This window comes from Aeromonas sp. QDB39 (assembly GCF_027707585.1).
GTDB classification, from domain to species: Bacteria; Pseudomonadota; Gammaproteobacteria; order Enterobacterales; family Aeromonadaceae; genus Aeromonas; species Aeromonas hydrophila.
The window spans coordinates 117,160-132,022 of record NZ_JAPCIV010000004.1; the positions used below are offsets into that span (position 1 = coordinate 117,160).

Annotated in this window: 14 protein-coding genes; 5 read left to right on the forward strand and 9 right to left on the reverse strand. The window is 62.8% G+C overall.

The window, feature by feature from the left end; all coding sequences use genetic code 11:
- Positions 1-5: 5 nt before the first annotated feature.
- From apaG to lptD, 5 genes are read right to left on the reverse strand one after another with little or no spacing between them, the layout of a single operon-like run.
- Complete coding sequence (gene apaG / locus PG899_RS03675; protein WP_016349618.1) at positions 6-368, reverse strand: Co2+/Mg2+ efflux protein ApaG; 363 nt, start codon at positions 366-368, stop codon at positions 6-8.
- Positions 369-372: 4 nt separating this feature from the next.
- Entirely contained in the window at positions 373-1,200 is an 828-nt protein-coding gene (rsmA, locus tag PG899_RS03680; RefSeq protein ID WP_016349619.1) for a 16S rRNA (adenine(1518)-N(6)/adenine(1519)-N(6))-dimethyltransferase RsmA, read from the reverse strand.
- Positions 1,190-2,185 (reverse strand): 4-hydroxythreonine-4-phosphate dehydrogenase PdxA, encoded by a 996-nt coding sequence (pdxA, locus tag PG899_RS03685; protein ID WP_077095413.1) that lies wholly within the window; start codon positions 2,183-2,185, stop codon positions 1,190-1,192. The genes rsmA and pdxA overlap by 11 nt, the downstream gene beginning before the upstream one ends.
- On the reverse strand, positions 2,185-3,483 hold the full coding sequence (gene surA / locus PG899_RS03690) for a peptidylprolyl isomerase SurA (RefSeq protein ID WP_077095414.1): 1,299 nt from the start codon (positions 3,481-3,483) through the stop codon (positions 2,185-2,187). The genes pdxA and surA overlap by 1 nt, the downstream gene beginning before the upstream one ends.
- Positions 3,484-3,513: 30 nt before the next feature.
- Positions 3,514-5,946, reverse strand: coding sequence for an LPS assembly protein LptD (lptD, locus tag PG899_RS03695; RefSeq protein WP_077095415.1), 2,433 nt, complete (start codon positions 5,944-5,946; stop codon positions 3,514-3,516).
- A gap of 174 nt (positions 5,947-6,120) precedes the next feature.
- On the opposite strand from lptD, the gene PG899_RS03700 reads away from it, so the two are divergent.
- From PG899_RS03700 to djlA, 3 genes are read left to right on the forward strand one after another with little or no spacing between them, the layout of a single operon-like run.
- Complete coding sequence (locus tag PG899_RS03700; protein ID WP_077095416.1) at positions 6,121-7,131, forward strand: aminoglycoside phosphotransferase family protein; 1,011 nt, start codon at positions 6,121-6,123, stop codon at positions 7,129-7,131.
- Positions 7,128-7,796 carry an N-acetylmuramate alpha-1-phosphate uridylyltransferase MurU gene (gene murU, locus PG899_RS03705; RefSeq protein ID WP_077095417.1) on the forward strand — a complete coding sequence of 223 codons (669 nt, stop codon included), beginning with the start codon at positions 7,128-7,130 and terminating at the stop codon, positions 7,794-7,796. Before PG899_RS03700 ends, murU begins: the two co-directional genes overlap by 4 nt.
- Before the next feature lie 19 nt (positions 7,797-7,815).
- Positions 7,816-8,646 carry a co-chaperone DjlA gene (gene djlA / locus PG899_RS03710; protein WP_077095418.1) on the forward strand — a complete coding sequence of 277 codons (831 nt, stop codon included), beginning with the start codon at positions 7,816-7,818 and terminating at the stop codon, positions 8,644-8,646.
- A 76-nt stretch (positions 8,647-8,722) separates the two neighbouring features.
- Here the strand turns inward: djlA and PG899_RS03715 are convergent, their stop codons facing one another.
- The 3 genes from PG899_RS03715 to ettA form a co-directional block, all read right to left on the reverse strand.
- On the reverse strand, positions 8,723-10,066 hold the full coding sequence (locus PG899_RS03715) for an NCS2 family permease (RefSeq protein WP_005304142.1): 1,344 nt from the start codon (positions 10,064-10,066) through the stop codon (positions 8,723-8,725).
- Positions 10,067-10,330: 264 nt separating this feature from the next.
- Positions 10,331-10,666 carry a hypothetical protein gene (locus PG899_RS03720; protein ID WP_077095419.1) on the reverse strand — a complete coding sequence of 112 codons (336 nt, stop codon included), beginning with the start codon at positions 10,664-10,666 and terminating at the stop codon, positions 10,331-10,333.
- A 163-nt stretch (positions 10,667-10,829) separates the two neighbouring features.
- Positions 10,830-12,497: an energy-dependent translational throttle protein EttA gene (gene ettA, locus PG899_RS03725; protein ID WP_016349627.1), complete on the reverse strand. Its 1,668-nt coding sequence runs from the start codon at positions 12,495-12,497 to the stop codon at positions 10,830-10,832.
- A gap of 240 nt (positions 12,498-12,737) precedes the next feature.
- On the opposite strand from ettA, the gene PG899_RS03730 reads away from it, so the two are divergent.
- A complete protein-coding gene (locus tag PG899_RS03730) occupies positions 12,738-13,313 on the forward strand; it encodes a Crp/Fnr family transcriptional regulator (protein ID WP_077095420.1) in 576 nt (191 codons plus the stop codon).
- A 57-nt stretch (positions 13,314-13,370) separates the two neighbouring features.
- Positions 13,371-13,880, forward strand: a complete 510-nt coding sequence (locus PG899_RS03735; protein ID WP_166463283.1) for a YgjV family protein — start codon at positions 13,371-13,373, stop codon at positions 13,878-13,880.
- Positions 13,881-13,970: 90 nt separating this feature from the next.
- On the opposite strand, the gene PG899_RS03740 is transcribed toward PG899_RS03735, so the two are convergent.
- Positions 13,971-14,807, reverse strand: coding sequence for a phosphorylase family protein (locus PG899_RS03740; protein ID WP_179101317.1), 837 nt, complete (start codon positions 14,805-14,807; stop codon positions 13,971-13,973).
- Between the last annotated feature and the right edge of the window lie 56 nt (positions 14,808-14,863).

Below are 14,863 nucleotides of genomic sequence, written 5' to 3' on the forward strand. Positions count from 1 at the left end.
AAACCTCAGTTGATAATGTGGGGGACGGCCAGCGTAAAGGGCGCGATGGGCGCCTCGAATTGCTGCCCCGACTCGTCTTGCAGGGTATAACTCCCTTCCATCACCCCGAGCGGGGTGGCCAGCGGCACGCCGCTCTGATAGCGGAAGGTCTCTCCCTCTGCGATCACCGGCTGCTCGCCGACCACGCCGGGGCCTTCGACTTCCAGCATCTTGCCATTGGCATCGGTGATGAGCCAGCGCCGGTGCAGCAGCTGCGCCGGGCCCGGCCCCAGGTTCTCGATCTCGATGAGATAATGGAACTGGTAAGGGTCTTTGGAATCCGCCACATAACGGGGGTATGGGCGGATCACGATGTGCGGAGTTGCCACGGGATCAGGCCTGTTGCTGATCCGCCAGCCAGTTGGCGATCATGACGAACTGCTCGAGGGAGAGGTTCTCCGGGCGCAGGTTGCCATCGATACCAAGCTCGGTCAGCTGGGCGTCCGTGATGAAGTTGGAGAAGCTGTTGCGGATGGTCTTGCGACGCTGGCCGAAGCCTTCGGTGCAGACCCGGTTCAGGCAACGAATGTCTTTCGCGACGATGGTCGGGTTCTTGTGCGGGATCAGACGCACCACGGCGGAATCCACCTTCGGTGCCGGCTTGAAGGCGCCAGGGCCCACTTCCAGTACCGGCACTACCTGACAGTAGTACTGGGTCATCACGCTCAGCCGGCCATAAGCCTTGCTGCCAGGGCCGGCTGCCAGACGCAGGACCACTTCCTTTTGCAGCATGAAGTGCATGTCCTCTACCCGGTCGGCGAACTCGCACAGGTGGAAGATGAGCGGGGTGGAGATGTTGTAGGGCAGGTTGCCGAAGATGCGCAGCGGCCCCTTGCCTTCCCCCATCAGGGTGCCGAAGTCGAAGCGCATGGCATCGGCCTCGATGACGGTCAGCTTCTCCTTGAGGGTCGGGTGCTCGCGCAGGCGCGCGGCCAAGTCCCGGTCCAGCTCGACCACGGTCATCTTGTCCATCTGGGAGGCGACCGGCTCGGTCAGCGCGGCCAGACCCGGGCCGATCTCCACCAGGTTCTGACCCGGCTGTGGATTGATGGCGGCCACGATCTGATCGATCACGTAGCGATCGTGCAAGAAGTTCTGACCGAAACGCTTACGGGCGGTGTGGCCCATGTGCACCTTGTTGCTCTGCACCTTACTGCTCATATCTTTTTTTCTCTACCATCTTGATGGCGTGGTTGATCGCGGTGATCAGGCTGCCCGAGTCTGCGAGGCCCTTGCCTGCCAGATCCAGTGCGGTGCCGTGATCCACCGAAGTGCGGATGAAAGGAAGTCCAAGGGTGATATTGACCGAACTGCCGAAGCCCTTGTATTTGAGCACGGGCAGCCCCTGGTCGTGGTACATGGCGAGTACCGCATCCGCATCCTTGAGGTATTTGTCCTGGAACAGGGTATCGGCCGGCAACGGGCCGACCAGATCGATCCCCTCCTGGCGAAGGCCTGCCAGGGCGGGTTCGATCACGTCAATCTCTTCACGGCCGAGATGGCCGCCTTCCCCGGCGTGGGGATTGAGGCCGCAGACGTAAATGCGGGGGGTGGCGATGCCGAATTTGCTCTTGAGATCCGCATCCAGGATGCGGATCACTTTGCCGAGCCGATCCTCGGTGATGGCCATCGCCACATAGGCCAGCGGAATGTGGGTGGTCGCCAGCGCGACCCGCAGCCCCTCGGTCGCCAGCAGCATCACCACGTCGGCGGTGCCCGACTGCTGGGCGAAGAACTCGGTGTGACCGCTGAACGAGACGCCAGCCTGGTTGATGATCCCCTTGTGTACCGGCCCGGTCACCACGGCGGCAAATTCGCCGCTCATGTTGCCGTCGCAGGCGCGCTGCAGGGTGGCCAGTACGTAGGCGCCGTTGCCCTCGTCGAGCATACCCGGCGCCACGGCGGCGCCGAGGGGAACCGGACAGACGGTGAGGGTGCCCGCCCGTTGCGGGTGGGCAGGCTGGTCGGCATCATAGGGCTGCAGCTCGACGGGCAGCCCCAGCAGGGCGGCCCGCTCGCGCAGCAGCGCCGGATCGGCGATCACCACCAGCTGGTGTGGCCAATCCTGCTGGGCAATCTGCAGCACCAGATCCGGACCGATCCCGGCCGGTTCACCCGGGGTGATGGCGAGACGACGACAACTCATCAGCTGCCGGCGCCTTCGATCTGGATGTAGGCCTCGTCACGCAGCTCGTCCAGCCAGGCTTGGGACTCTTCGGTGAAGCGACGGTTGTAGATCAGCTGATAGGCGCGCTGCTCCTGGGCCTTGTTGGTGGCATCCTGGCTGCGGCGCTCTTCCAGCTGGACGATGTGCCAGCCGTGGGTGGTGCGGAAGGGTTCGCTGATCTGGCCCGGTTGCAGGCGGTTGACCATGTCGCGGAACTCCGGCACATAAACGTTGGGATCGGACCAGCCCAGTTCGCCGCCTTGCACCGCTGAACCCGGATCTTCGGAGTATTTCTCCGCCAGGCTGGCGAAGCTGGCCTTGCCGCTCTTGATGTCGTGCAGGATGCCGTCCAGCATGCCCTTGGCTTTTTCTTCGCTCAGGATGATGGAGGGCTTGATCAGGATGTGGCGGGCGCGCACTTCGGTCTGCACGACCTGCTGCTGACCCTTGGTGTCGAACACCTTGATGATGTGCAGGCCGGCACCGGAACGCAGCGGGCCGACGATGTCGCCCTTCTTGGTGCCTTGCACGGCCTCGGCCATCAGGGTCGGCATCTCTTGCGGGCTCATCCAGCCCCAGTCACCCCCTTCCAGCGCCTTGGGTCCGCTGCTCTCGGCAATGGCCATCTTGCGGAAGTCGGCGCCCTGCTTGAGGGCGGCCAGGATGCGTTCAATCTTGCTCTTGGCGACGTTGAGCTGCTCGGCGCTCGGGTTGTCCGGCAGGGCAACCTGGATGTGACCGACATGGTATTGCTGCTGTTGCTGACCCTGTTTGGCGAGGATGTCGACCACCTGCTTCACCTCCTGCTCGGAGATGTTGATGCGGCGGCGCACCTGATTGCGGCGCACCTCGTTCATCAGGATCTCGCGGCGCACCTCTTCCCGATACTGGGCATAGGTCAGCCCTTCACGGGCCAGCTGGGCCCGCAGCTGATCCAGGGTCATCTTGTTGTCGGCGGCGATGCTCTGGATTGCCTGCTCCAGCTGGGTATCGCTGATCTTGAGGCCCTGACGATCCGCCAGTTGCAGCTGCAGGCTCTCCTGGATCAGCCGATCCAGCGCCTGTTTGCGCAGGGTGGCGTCATCGGGCAGGGACTGGCCGCTCTCCTGGGCAGAGGCTTTTACCTTCTGCACCAGAGCTTCCTGCTGGCTGGCCAGCACCACGTCCTTGTTGACCACGGCAAGCACCTTGTCCATCAGTTCGGGGGCGGCGAAGGCACCCTGGCTCATGGCTCCGAACAGGCCTGCAGTCAGCAGGGAAATCAACGTCTTCTTCATATCCATCTCTCAAGGCGTTTGCCAGACCGCTTATTGGTCTCGCAGGTTAAACGGACGAATGTAAGGCAGTGCTTCGGTGTCCAGGGAAGTACCCTTGGAGCCGGTACCCACGCTACCCAATCCTTTCATTTCAAACTGAATGCCCAGACTGCGCTCCGAGGTCGGACGCATGGTCACGTTGTCCGGAGTGTTGACCCACTCCAGGTTGAAGTTGATGCTCCAGCAGCAGGAGTCGTACTTCAGGCCTACCTTGCGATCAGACTTCACGCTCTGATTCAGCTCCTGATAGTAACCCCCGTACAGGTGCCACTGGTCGTTGAGCGGGGTAGTCAACAGCAGGCCGATCTGGTTGAGGTCGGTTACCTGTCCCTTGTTTTCAAGATCGTAGTTGGCATCGCGCACGAAACGATGGTTCAGCTGGCTGATCAGCTTCTCGCGGCGATACTCGATGGCGCTGTTGGCGGAGCTGAGCCGGCTCTGGTCCACATCATATTGCGCGCCGGCATGGGCAAACCACTGCTCGTTGATCTTGGCATCCCCCTCGAAGGAGAGCGGGGAGCGGGTGTTGGTGGTCAGGGTCTCGCTGGGATAGAGCTTGACCCTGGGCGCAACAAAATCGAAAGCTTGGGCAACGGCCAGCCGAATTCGTTCATCACCGGCCTCATCATATACCCGGCTGGTGAGACCGATGGAGACTCTGTTGGAGTCGCTGATGCGATCCAGGCCCGCGTAGCGGCGGTCGCTGAACAGGCTGTAGTAGTCCTGGCGCATGCCGGTGGAGTCATAGACGCCAATGTTGTCCTGATCCTTGTAGGGCACATAGAGGTACTGGAACTCCGGCTCCAGGGTCTGGTTGGCATCGCCGCCGAACCAGTTCTGGTTGCGCTCGAAAGTCATGCCGCCCTTGAGGCGGAAGGAGGGTAGGGTGCGGGTGATGATCCCTTCGTCCAGGGTGACCCCGTTGCCGTTTTCAGGAGTAAAGCGGCTGACAAAGGTCTGGCTCATGTTGTCCGGCACTTCCTGATCGTAACGGGTGTACATCAGCTTGTACTGGCTGTCGAGGTAGTAGCCGGCCTCGTTGATGAGCGGCATGGTCAGAGTCGGAGCTGTGTAGACCCGGGTACCGGTGTAGGCACTACCCTGATTCTGGGCGATGGCCTGGGCGTTGTTGTAGCCGAACTTGGTGATCTCGGTGTTCCAGGCGAGATCGTACCAGCTGCCCTGCTGGTAATAGTTGTGGTCGATGCGCGGCATCAGCTCGTGGGGCTGCTGGGCGCTGGCCAGCAGGATCTGGTAGGTGCGCACCTCGGTGTTGATGTTCCAGTTGGGTTGGAAGTAACCAGCCATCAGGGACTGCTGCAACTGGTTCTCGACCTGGGTGCCTACCTTGGGGGAGAAGTCGTTGAAGTAGTTGTAATCCCGATCCCGCACCTTGGTGTAGTCGAGCGACACCCGTATGGCGTTGTCGGCAAACAGCGAGGTGTGGTTGGCGTTGAGCAGGTAACGGTGACCGTCAGACATGGCCTGGTTGAGGCTCGGGGTCTCGTCGTACTGCTTGTCGTTGGCCAGGTTCTCGAAATAGAGGCTGCCGACATGGGCCGGATCCGGCATGTAGCGGAACTGCACCTGCTCCATCAGGCCCCGTCTGTCCATGAAGCGGGAAGTGATGGTGGCATCGTAGTTGGGGGCTATGTTCCAGTAGAACGGCTGGGTGATGTCCATGCCGTTCTTGGAGCTCTGGGTATAACCCGGGTAGAGCAGACCCGTCTTGCGTTCATCCTTGATGGGGAAGTTGATGTACGGGAAGTAGAACACCGGGTAGTCGTAGAGCCAGAGACTGGCGTTCCAGGCCTCCCCGAACACCTCGGTCTGATCGATGTCGATGCTGCCCGCCTTCAGGGTCCACACTTCCTGACCCGGCGGGCAGGTGGTGTACTGGGCCCCTTCCAGGGTGATGTTCTGGTTGTTGTTGGTCATGGTGACCCGGTCGGCTGAGCCGCGCACCGGCGAGCCATGCACCTGATACTTGCCCTCTTCCAGCTCGGAGTTCTTGGTATCCAGGTTGGATTTCAGGGTCTTGTCGCTGGTGACCGTGATCTGGCCATCGTTGTAGTAGATGTTGCCGATGGCGATGACGTCCCGGCTCTTCTGATCGAGCTCGGCGTAGTCGGAATCGAACTTGCGCACGCCCTGGCGCACCTTGACGTCGCCCTGGTAGACGGCGGTGCCGCCCTGCTTGGCTTCGAGCCGATCGGCATCCACTTCCACGGGTTGGGCGTTGGCGTCCTTGCCGGGCGCCAGCTTCTCAATCTTGGGGACATAGTCATAGCAGAGCCCGTCCAGGATCCCGGTAGCGGGCGGCGGCGTCAGCGGCGCCGCCTGCACTATGGCCGGGGTCAGGGCTGGAACAAGGCTGATGGTCAGGGCGATGGGATAGGAGTATCCCAGTGTCCGTTTTGTCATGTGAAAGACTCGCGCAATCCGTGGTAGCTACGGCTGATTCAAGACATGCATTTTACGACAGGATTCATCGAGTTGACATTGCATGTCATTGCTTTATGTTAGCCGGCAATGATAAAGCATTATTGCGGCCAGGGCTAACAGCCAAGTGCTGCTTTCCAATTTGGTCCCCGACTTATGCACGATCGCGATTCCCTCTTGTTGCACTGGGCGCGCCGGATTTCCGGTGATGCCAGCCTGCAGTTGACCCTCATTTCCGGTGACGCCAGTTTTCGCCGCTACCACCGTGGCGGTGGCCTGATCTGGGTGGATGCCAATCCTAAAACCGAAAAAAATCATGAGTTTGTCCGCAATGCCTCGGCCCTGCACGCTGGTGGCCTGCTGGCCCCCGAGGTGCAGGCGGTGGACTACGAGCAGGGGCTGCTGGCGGTGACCGATCTGGGGGACACCCAGCTTATCGGCTGCCTGAACGCAGACAACGTGCTGGCCTGGTACGGCAAGGCCATCGCGCTGCTGCCCCGTCTCGGCGCTGTTGAACTGGACCTTGAGCCTTTTGATTCCGCCTTTATGGCGCGGGAGAACAGCATTTTCCCCGAGTGGCTGCTGGGTCACCATCTGCAACTGACCCTGAGCGATGAAGAGCAGCAGTTGCTGGCCGAGACCTTCGCCTGCCTCACCGAGAACAACCTGGCCCAGCCGCAGGGGGTGATGCACCGGGATTTTCACAGCCGCAACCTGATGGTGTGCGGTGGCGAGACCCCGGCCGACAGCCGGCTGGCGGTCATCGACTTCCAGGACATGGTCATAGGCCCGCTCAGCTATGACCTGGTCTCGCTGCTGAAAGACTGCTATGTGCGCTGGCCGGACGCGGTGATCGAGCAGGGCATGCGGCTCGGGTTTGACACCCTGCAGCAGGCCAAGCTGCTGGGCGAGCTCGATTACGCCGCGTTTCGTCGTGCCGCTGATCTCACCGGCATGCAGCGCCACCTCAAGGCGGCGGGTATCTTCACCCGTCTCTACCACCGCGATGGCAAGTCCGGCTACCTCAAGGACATTCCTCGCACCCTCGGTTATGTGGTGGACGTCTGCCGCAGCCATGGCGCGAGCTACCCGGTGCTGGCCCGCTTCGGCCAGTGGCTGGAGCAGGTGGTGCTGCCCGGGCTGGCCCGCAGCGGAGTGGCGTCATGAAGGCGATGATCCTGGCCGCCGGTCGCGGCGAGCGGATGCGCCCGCTGACCGACAGCCTGCCCAAGCCGCTGCTGGCGGTGGGGGGCAAGCCGCTCATCGTGCACCATATCGAAAAGCTCAGGGATGCCGGCGTGACCGATCTGGTCATCAACCACGCCTGGCTCGGCCACAAGCTGGTGGCCGCTCTCGGCGATGGCCGTCAGTTCGGAGTAGACATTCAATGGTCGGCCGAGGAGAACGCGCTGGAGACCGCCGGCGGCATCGTGCAGGCGCTGCCGCTACTGGGAGACGAGCCGTTTCTGGTGATCAACGGCGATACCTGGCTCGATCTGGACTATCGCACTCTGGTGACCCAGCCGCTGGGTACGGATCTGGCCCACCTCTGGCTGGTGCCCAACCCACCGCAACATCCGGCGGGGGACTTTGCGCTGCAGGCGGGCAGGGTGGTCGATACCCAGGCGCTGACCTTCAGCGGAGTCGGGCTCTATGATCCCGCCGCCTTTGCCGGACTCCCGCCGGGGGCGCGCAAGTTGGCGCCGCTGCTGCGGGAGTGGATGGCGCAAGGCCGGGTGGGCGGCAGCCTGCTGGCCGGCGAGTGGCGCGACATCGGAACGGTGGCGCGGTTGCAGGCGCTGGACGATCAGTTGCAAGGACGCACTCATTAATTTCACGAGGTCTTGAACCATGCGTATTTGGGGTAAGGTGCTTGGCGCCTTCTTCGGTTTTCTGCTCGGCAACATCTTCGGTGCCCTGCTTGGCCTCTGGATCGGCCACCGTTTCGACCGTGGCATGGGCTTGAATTTTCGCCGCGCGCCCACCCAGCAGCAACAGGCGGTCTTCTTCCACGCCACCTTCGCCGTCATGGGTCACATCGCCAAGGCGAGCGGCCAGGTGACCGAGCAGGAGATCCGGGTCGCCTCCAACCTGATGGACCGGATGCGGCTGGCAGGTGAGCTGCGTGCTCGTGCCCAGGAGTCGTTCCGTCAGGGCAAGGAGGCGGACTTCCCACTGCGGGAGACCCTGGCCGAGTTTCGCCGTGCCAGCCAGGGTCAGCGCGATATCCTGCGCTTCTTCCTCGAGGTGCAGCTGCAGGCCGCCTTCGCCGATGGCAAGGTCGAGGCCAACGAGCGCGCCATCCTGCACACCATCGCCGACGAGCTGGGCTTCAGCCGCATCGAGCTGGCCCGCATTCTGGCGATGGCCGAGGCGCAGATGAACTTCTTCAACCGGGCGCACGGTGGCCAGTATCAGGATGGCGGGCACGGCGGGCAGCAGTACCGGCAGGAGGCCCCCTCCCGTGATCGACTCAAGGATGCCTACCAGCTGCTGGGGGTGAGCGAGAGCGACAGCGATCAGGAGATCAAGCGCGCCTACCGCAAGGAGATGAGCAAGCATCACCCGGACAAGCTGGCCGCCAAGGGCTTGCCGCCCGAGATGATGGAGATGGCCAAGGAGAAGACCCAGGAGATCCAGCAGGCCTGGGAGTGGATCCGCGAGGCGCGCGGCATTCGCTGAGCGCCCCTTTGTCAGCCATAAAAAATGCCCGTCGTTGACGGGCATTTTTGTTTGCGCTGTGTTTGTGTGTCGCGGTTTAGTGGCTGTCGACCCAGACGAACTTGAGCACGAACAGCAGGGCCACCACCAGCACGCAGGGGTTGATCTCGCGCCAGCGGCCGGTACCCGCCTTCATCACGCAGTAGGAGATGAAGCCCACGGCGATCCCCTCGGTGATGGAGAAGCTGAACGGCATCATGACCGCGGTCATGAAGGCCGGCACCGCTTCGGTCAGGTCTTCCCACTTCACCCGGGTCAGCTCGGAGCACATCAGCACGCCCACGTAGATGAGGGCGCCGGCTGCAGCGTAGGCAGGCACCATGGCGGCCACCGGAGAGAAGAAGATCGCCAGCAGGAACAGCAGGCCGACCACGATGGCGGTGAGGCCGGTACGGCCGCCGACGGCGACGCCGGAGCTGCTCTCGATGAAGGCGGTGACCGAGGAGGTGCCCATGAAGGCGCCGCCGACCGAGCTAGCGCTATCCACCAGCAGGGCCTGCTTCATGCGCGGGAAGTGACCCTTGTCATCGGCCAGTTTGGCGCGGTTGGTCACACCGATCAGGGTGCCGGAGGAGTCGAACAGGTTGACCAGCATGAAGGAGAAGATGATCCCGGCCAGGCTGATGTCGAGCGAGCCCATCAGGTCCAGCTGGCCAAACACCGGCTCGATGCTGGGGGGCATGGAGACGAAGCCCTTGAAAGTGACGTCGCCAAACAGCCAGCCCAGGGTGGTGGTCACCACGATGGCGATCAGCACGGCGGAGTGGACGCCGCGGGCGGAGAAAATGCAGATCAGGAAGAAGCCGAGCAGCCCCAGCAGGCAGGGCAGGGAGGTCAGGTTGCCCACCGTCACCATGGTGGCGGGGCTGGCGACCACGATGCCGGCGTTGTGCAGGCCGAGCAGGGCGATCAGCAGGCCGATGCCGGCGGTGATGCCGACCCGCAGGGTGAGTGGAATGTTGGCGATGAGCCAGTAGCGCACCCGCAGCAGAGTGAGGATCAGCAGGCCCATGGCACCCCAGAAGATGGTGCCCATGCCCACTTGCCAGGAGTAGCCCATGCCCGCAACGACTACGAAGGCGAAGAAGGCGTTGAGGCCCATGGCCGGAGCCAGCGCGATGGGCAGGTTGGCGAGCAGACCCATCAGGATGCTGCCGATGCCGGCGATGAGGCAGGTGGTGACGAACACGGCCTGGGTGTCCATGCCGGCCGCAGAGAGGATCTGCGGGTTGACGAAGACGATGTAGACCATGGTCAGGAAGGTGGTGATGCCGGCGATCACTTCGGTGCGGGCGTTGGTGCCATGGCCCTTCAGGGCAAACAGACGCTCAAGCAATCCTTGCCCGGCGGCCTGTGCGGGGGCCTGGTGTGGTTGATTCATGTTGGATTCCAATAGGTGACGTGAAATAAGCAGCAGGCGAGAAGCTGGTCCCATCCATGCGGGCGTGATGCCCTGTTTCTGGTGGTTAAACAACCAGACTCGTCCTGATACCGTGACAGCGCGCACATTTTTACACAGGCAGCGCCGTTTACAAACCCCGGATCTGCGAGGCGGATCAATGAATAGAGCAAAAATTCAAACGTTTGCCCTGCCGAAAATAAAAAAGGTTCTCGCTGGAGAACCTTTTGCGCGGGCAGCGACCCATCAGAGGGTCTTGAAGTAGCGCTCCACCAGTTGGGCCAGCACGGAGTCGAGGGTCTCCTGCACTTCCCCCAGCTCCCGCCCCAGGCGGCGCAGAAACAGGCTGGCCTGCTCCTCGGTCAGCTTGCGGCCGTCGATGAAAAACTCCTGCTCCGGCAATTGCTTGTCATAGCGGGGCAGCAGGGTCCAGCTCACCAGCTCCGGTTCCACGGCGGCGAAGATCTTGGCGGCGGCAGCGCAGAAGGTCTCGATGTGCGCCTTGCCGTCCGGCCCGAGGCAGCCGGGCTCGACCCGGATCTGGATGGTCAGTTTCTTTTCTGTGGTGGGCTGGGTCGTCATCTTGCTACATCCATGCATAAGGTATCCGTCTTGGATTGTAAGCGATCGGGCACAAGAAAGGGGAGCCTGGGCTCCCCTTGTGGCATGTGCCGGTTTACCTGGCGATGCGCTTGTCGTGGTGGGAACGGTGCGGCTGATGCAGCTGCCGCACTTGTTTGCCCTGTTACTTGGCGATGCGCTTGTACTTGGCGCGGTGCGGCTGGATGGCCTCGGCGCCGTAGGTCTTCTTCTTCCACTCTTCGTATTCGGTGAAGTTGCCCTCGAAGAAGGCAATCTTGCCCTCGTCCTGGTAGTCCAGGATGTGGGTGGCGATACGGTCGAGGAACCAGCGGTCGTGGGAGATGACCATGGCACAACCCGGGAACTCCAGCAGGGCGTTCTCGAGGGCGCGCAGGGTTTCGATGTCCAGATCGTTGGTCGGTTCATCCAAGAGCAGCACGTTGCCGCCGGTCTGCAGCAGCTTGGCCAGGTGCAGACGGCCGCGTTCACCACCGGACAGCTCGCCAACCCGCTTCTGCTGATCGGCGCCCTTGAAGTTGAAGCGGCCGATGTAGGCGCGGCTCGGGAACTCGTAGTTGCCGATGCGCAGGATGTCCTGGCCGTCGGCGACTTCCTCGAACACCGTCTTCTTGTCGTTCATGCTGTCGCGGAACTGGTCCACCGAGGCCAGCACCACGGTCTCACCCAGGGTGATGGAACCGGAGTCCGGCTGCTCCTGACCCGACATCATGCGGAACAGGGTCGATTTACCGGCACCGTTCGGGCCGATGATGCCGACGATGGCCCCCTTCGGAATGGAGAAGGAGAGATCGTCGATCAGCTGGCGGTCGCCGTAGGACTTGCAGAGGTTGGCCACCTCCACCACCTTGTCGCCGAGGCGCGGTCCGGGCGGAATGAACAGCTCGTTGGTTTCGTTGCGCTTCTGGTAGTCGTTGGTGTTGAGCTCTTCGAAGCGAGCCATACGGGCCTTGGACTTGGCCTGACGGCCTTTCGGGTTCTGGCGAACCCACTCCAGCTCTTTCTCGATGGACTTGCGACGAGCCGCTTCCGTGCTGGCTTCTTGCGCCAGACGGGCGTCTTTTTGCTCCAGCCAGGAGGAGTAGTTGCCCTCCCACGGGATACCTTCGCCGCGGTCCAGCTCCAGGATCCAGCCGGCCACGTTGTCGAGGAAGTAACGGTCGTGGGTGATGGCCACGACAGTGCCTTCGTAGTCGTGCAGGAAGCGCTCCAGCCAGGCCACGGATTCCGCATCCAGGTGGTTGGTCGGTTCGTCCAACAGCAGCATGTCCGGCTTTTCCAGCAGCAGGCGGCACAACGCCACCCGGCGGCGCTCACCACCGGAGAGATGCTTGATCTGGGCATCCCAGGCCGGCAGGCGCAGGGCGTCGGCCGCGCGCTCCAGCTGGTTTTCCATGTTGTGGCCGCCCTGGGCCTGGATGATGGCTTCCAGCTCGCCCTGTTCGCGGGCCAGCTTGTCGAAATCTGCATCCGGGTCGGCGTAGGCCGCATAGACCTCGTCCAGCCGGGCCATGGCGCGTTTCACCTCGCCGACCGCCTCTTCGACCGCTTCGCGCACGGTCTGCTCCGGATCCAGCTTCGGCTCCTGCGGCAGGTAGCCGATCTTGATACCGGGCTGCGGACGGGCTTCCCCTTCGATCTCGGTATCGATGCCTGCCATGATGCGCAGCAGGGTCGATTTACCGGCGCCGTTCAGACCCAACACGCCGATCTTGGCGCCCGGGAAGAAGGAGAGGGAGATGTTCTTGAGAATATGACGCTTGGGCGGCACTACCTTGCCGACCCTGTTCATGGTGTAAATAAATTGAGCCATTGGCTAATTCTCTTCCTTTTCAGCAGGTTAATGTCTTGGCACTAACAGACTGATGTCGTGGTGGGGCCAGGTCGACGCAGGTCAACCGGGTTCCAAAAAACCCGTCGATTGTAAACCAATGGGCGAGGGGGGGCAAAGGTGGCACCCGGTCGGCCATCCCCTTTGCCAGGGCCATCACAGCCAGCTGCAACGGGCCGCCAAACTTGGCATGATGAAGGCCCAGTTTGCCCCGGAGTTTGCATGACCAGCCTGCCTTCAGCCCAGCCTCTGGCGGCCACCCTCGCCGCCATGGGGCTGGCGTCCGCCATCGGTGAGCCGCTTGCCGGCCGCCTGCCTCGTTTGACCTTGGTGCCGGGTCAGCCGCTGCTGGCCCAGGGGGCGATGCAGGAGTCGGCCTTCTACATCGAGCGGGGCATCGCCCGCGCCTGCCACTACGCCCGGGACGGGCAGGAGCGCTGCAAGGAGTTCTACTTCGAAGGGGAGCTCTGCCTGCTCTACGACAGCTGGCTCAGCGGGTCGCCTGCCCGCTACCAGCTGGAGGCCGTCACGACGCTGCAACTGGTGCGGGTGCCGCTGGCCCTGCTGGACGAGCCTGCCTGGCAACCGGTCTGCATGGCCCTGCTGCGCCAGCAGCTGTGCTACAAGGAGCGCAAGGAGGCCTTCTTGCTGCTCCACTCCCCCGAAGAGCGATACCGGGAGCTCTGCCGCACCTTCCCCCACTGGCCGGCGCGGCTCACTCAGGTGCAGCTCGCCAACTACATCGGCATCAGCCCGGTCACCCTGTCGCGGATCCGCCGGCGCATTAACACGGGTTAATGCCGCGCCTTGCCCATCCCCGCCATGCTGGGCCCCTCGAACAAGCCTGGAGTGGGGATGATGTCGCTGTTTTTGTGGTCACAACTGGTGGTGAGTCTGGCGCTGCTGCTGGATCTGCTGTCGTTTCAGTTGCGGACGCGCCGGGCCATTCTGGCCTGCCTGGCGCTCTCCTGCGCCCTCAATGGCGCCCATTTCGCACTGCTGGGACAAGCGTCGGCCGCCCTGCTGCTCTGGCTGGCGAGCCTGCGCTTCGTGGTCAGCATGCTGGCTACGCGCCGCCTCTTGATGTGGCTCTTTATGGGGTTGTCCTGCCTCGCGGTGCTCGCCACCTATCAGGGACCGCTCGCCTTGCTGGGGTTGCTGGCCAGCCTGCTGCAGACCCGGGCTGCGTTTTGCCTAGATGATCGCCTGCTGCGGCGCTGGATGCTGCTGGGTACGCTCTGTTGGCTGGCCAACAACCTGCTGGTGGGTTCACCCGTGGCGGCGCTGATGGAGGGGCTGTTTCTGGTCAGCAATCTGGTGGGCTACTACCGCCACTATGGGCGCAGGGCGTGTCCGGGGAGTTGATATCGGCTGCGGGAGAAACCGTGGGCCAAGTCCCGCTTGATAGGGATTACAAAGCAAAGAAGCCGCCATAGTGGCGGCCTCTCAGGCTCATCAGGCTTTGTTGAAGCCGTTGATGAGCGCTTTTGCGTAATCGATGACGAACTGCTGGCAGTGGATGGCGGTCTGCGGATCGAACTCCTCGCCGTGCAGATCGGTGTTGGAGAGCACCCGGATACCCACGAAGGGCACCTTGTAGGCCTCTGCCACCAGGGCGGCGGAGGAGGTCTCCATCTCTTCTGCTGCCGTGTTGTAGGTCTGATGCAGCCAGTTGATGCGGGCCACTTGGCGGTTCCACTCGTCGGCGGTGCCTATGATGCCGGGGACCACCCGACCGTGACGATAACGGTCGGCCATGCCGAGGGCGCGGCCGACCAGCTCGGGATCGCCAGCAAAGGAAGAGTGCTCCACCAGCTTGCCGTTGTCGCGCAGGCGCATGGTGACCTCGAAGTTGTGCCATTTGCTCGGGTCGACACCCTGTTCGGCGGGCGTCAGGTCACTGCGGTAGGCCCCCATGTTGAAGCTCTTGGTGCCGATGACGATGTCACCCCGGCGCAGCGCTGGATCGTGGCCGCCCGCCGTGCCCTGATTGATGACGAGGCGTGGCTGGAAGCGCTCCATGGCGAGGGTGGTGGCCGCGGCGGCATTGGCCAGTCCCACCTCGGTGCGGGAGACGACCACCGGATAACCCGAGAGAGTGCCCTGCCAGTAGGTCCAGGCGCCCACGGTCAGCTCCTGCTTGTCCTTGAGGGCGGCCACCAGGGTCTCGACTTCGACATCCATCGCCCCCTGGATCAGGATGGGGGCGGGAGCCGGCTTGGCCGCCACGACGGTGGAGGAGAAGAGGGCAAACAGGGTGAGCAGGCGCGAGCAGCGTTTGATGAAATTCATGGATTACCTGTAGAACGTGCGAGAAAGCGCCGGATCCTACCGAAAGGCAAACGATT

Excerpts from the sequence above, each read along its gene's own strand:
- ettA (WP_016349627.1), bottom strand. The coding sequence starts at position 12,497 with ATGGCTCAATTTATTTACACCATGAACAGGGTCGGCAAGGTAGTGCCG.
- PG899_RS03735 (WP_166463283.1), top strand. The coding sequence starts at position 13,371 with ATGATGTCGCTGTTTTTGTGGTCACAACTGGTGGTGAGTCTGGCGCTG.
- PG899_RS03740 (WP_179101317.1), bottom strand. The coding sequence starts at position 14,807 with ATGAATTTCATCAAACGCTGCTCGCGCCTGCTCACCCTGTTTGCCCTC.
- PG899_RS03720 (WP_077095419.1), bottom strand. The coding sequence starts at position 10,666 with ATGACGACCCAGCCCACCACAGAAAAGAAACTGACCATCCAGATCCGG.
- PG899_RS03700 (WP_077095416.1), top strand. The coding sequence starts at position 6,121 with ATGCACGATCGCGATTCCCTCTTGTTGCACTGGGCGCGCCGGATTTCC.
- PG899_RS03730 (WP_077095420.1), top strand. The coding sequence starts at position 12,738 with ATGACCAGCCTGCCTTCAGCCCAGCCTCTGGCGGCCACCCTCGCCGCC.
- PG899_RS03715 (WP_005304142.1), bottom strand. The coding sequence starts at position 10,066 with ATGAATCAACCACACCAGGCCCCCGCACAGGCCGCCGGGCAAGGATTG.
- surA (WP_077095414.1), bottom strand. The coding sequence starts at position 3,483 with ATGAAGAAGACGTTGATTTCCCTGCTGACTGCAGGCCTGTTCGGAGCC.
- lptD (WP_077095415.1), bottom strand. The coding sequence starts at position 5,946 with ATGACAAAACGGACACTGGGATACTCCTATCCCATCGCCCTGACCATC.
- pdxA (WP_077095413.1), bottom strand. The coding sequence starts at position 2,185 with ATGAGTTGTCGTCGTCTCGCCATCACCCCGGGTGAACCGGCCGGGATC.
- rsmA (WP_016349619.1), bottom strand. The coding sequence starts at position 1,200 with ATGAGCAGTAAGGTGCAGAGCAACAAGGTGCACATGGGCCACACCGCC.
- murU (WP_077095417.1), top strand. The coding sequence starts at position 7,128 with ATGAAGGCGATGATCCTGGCCGCCGGTCGCGGCGAGCGGATGCGCCCG.
- djlA (WP_077095418.1), top strand. The coding sequence starts at position 7,816 with ATGCGTATTTGGGGTAAGGTGCTTGGCGCCTTCTTCGGTTTTCTGCTC.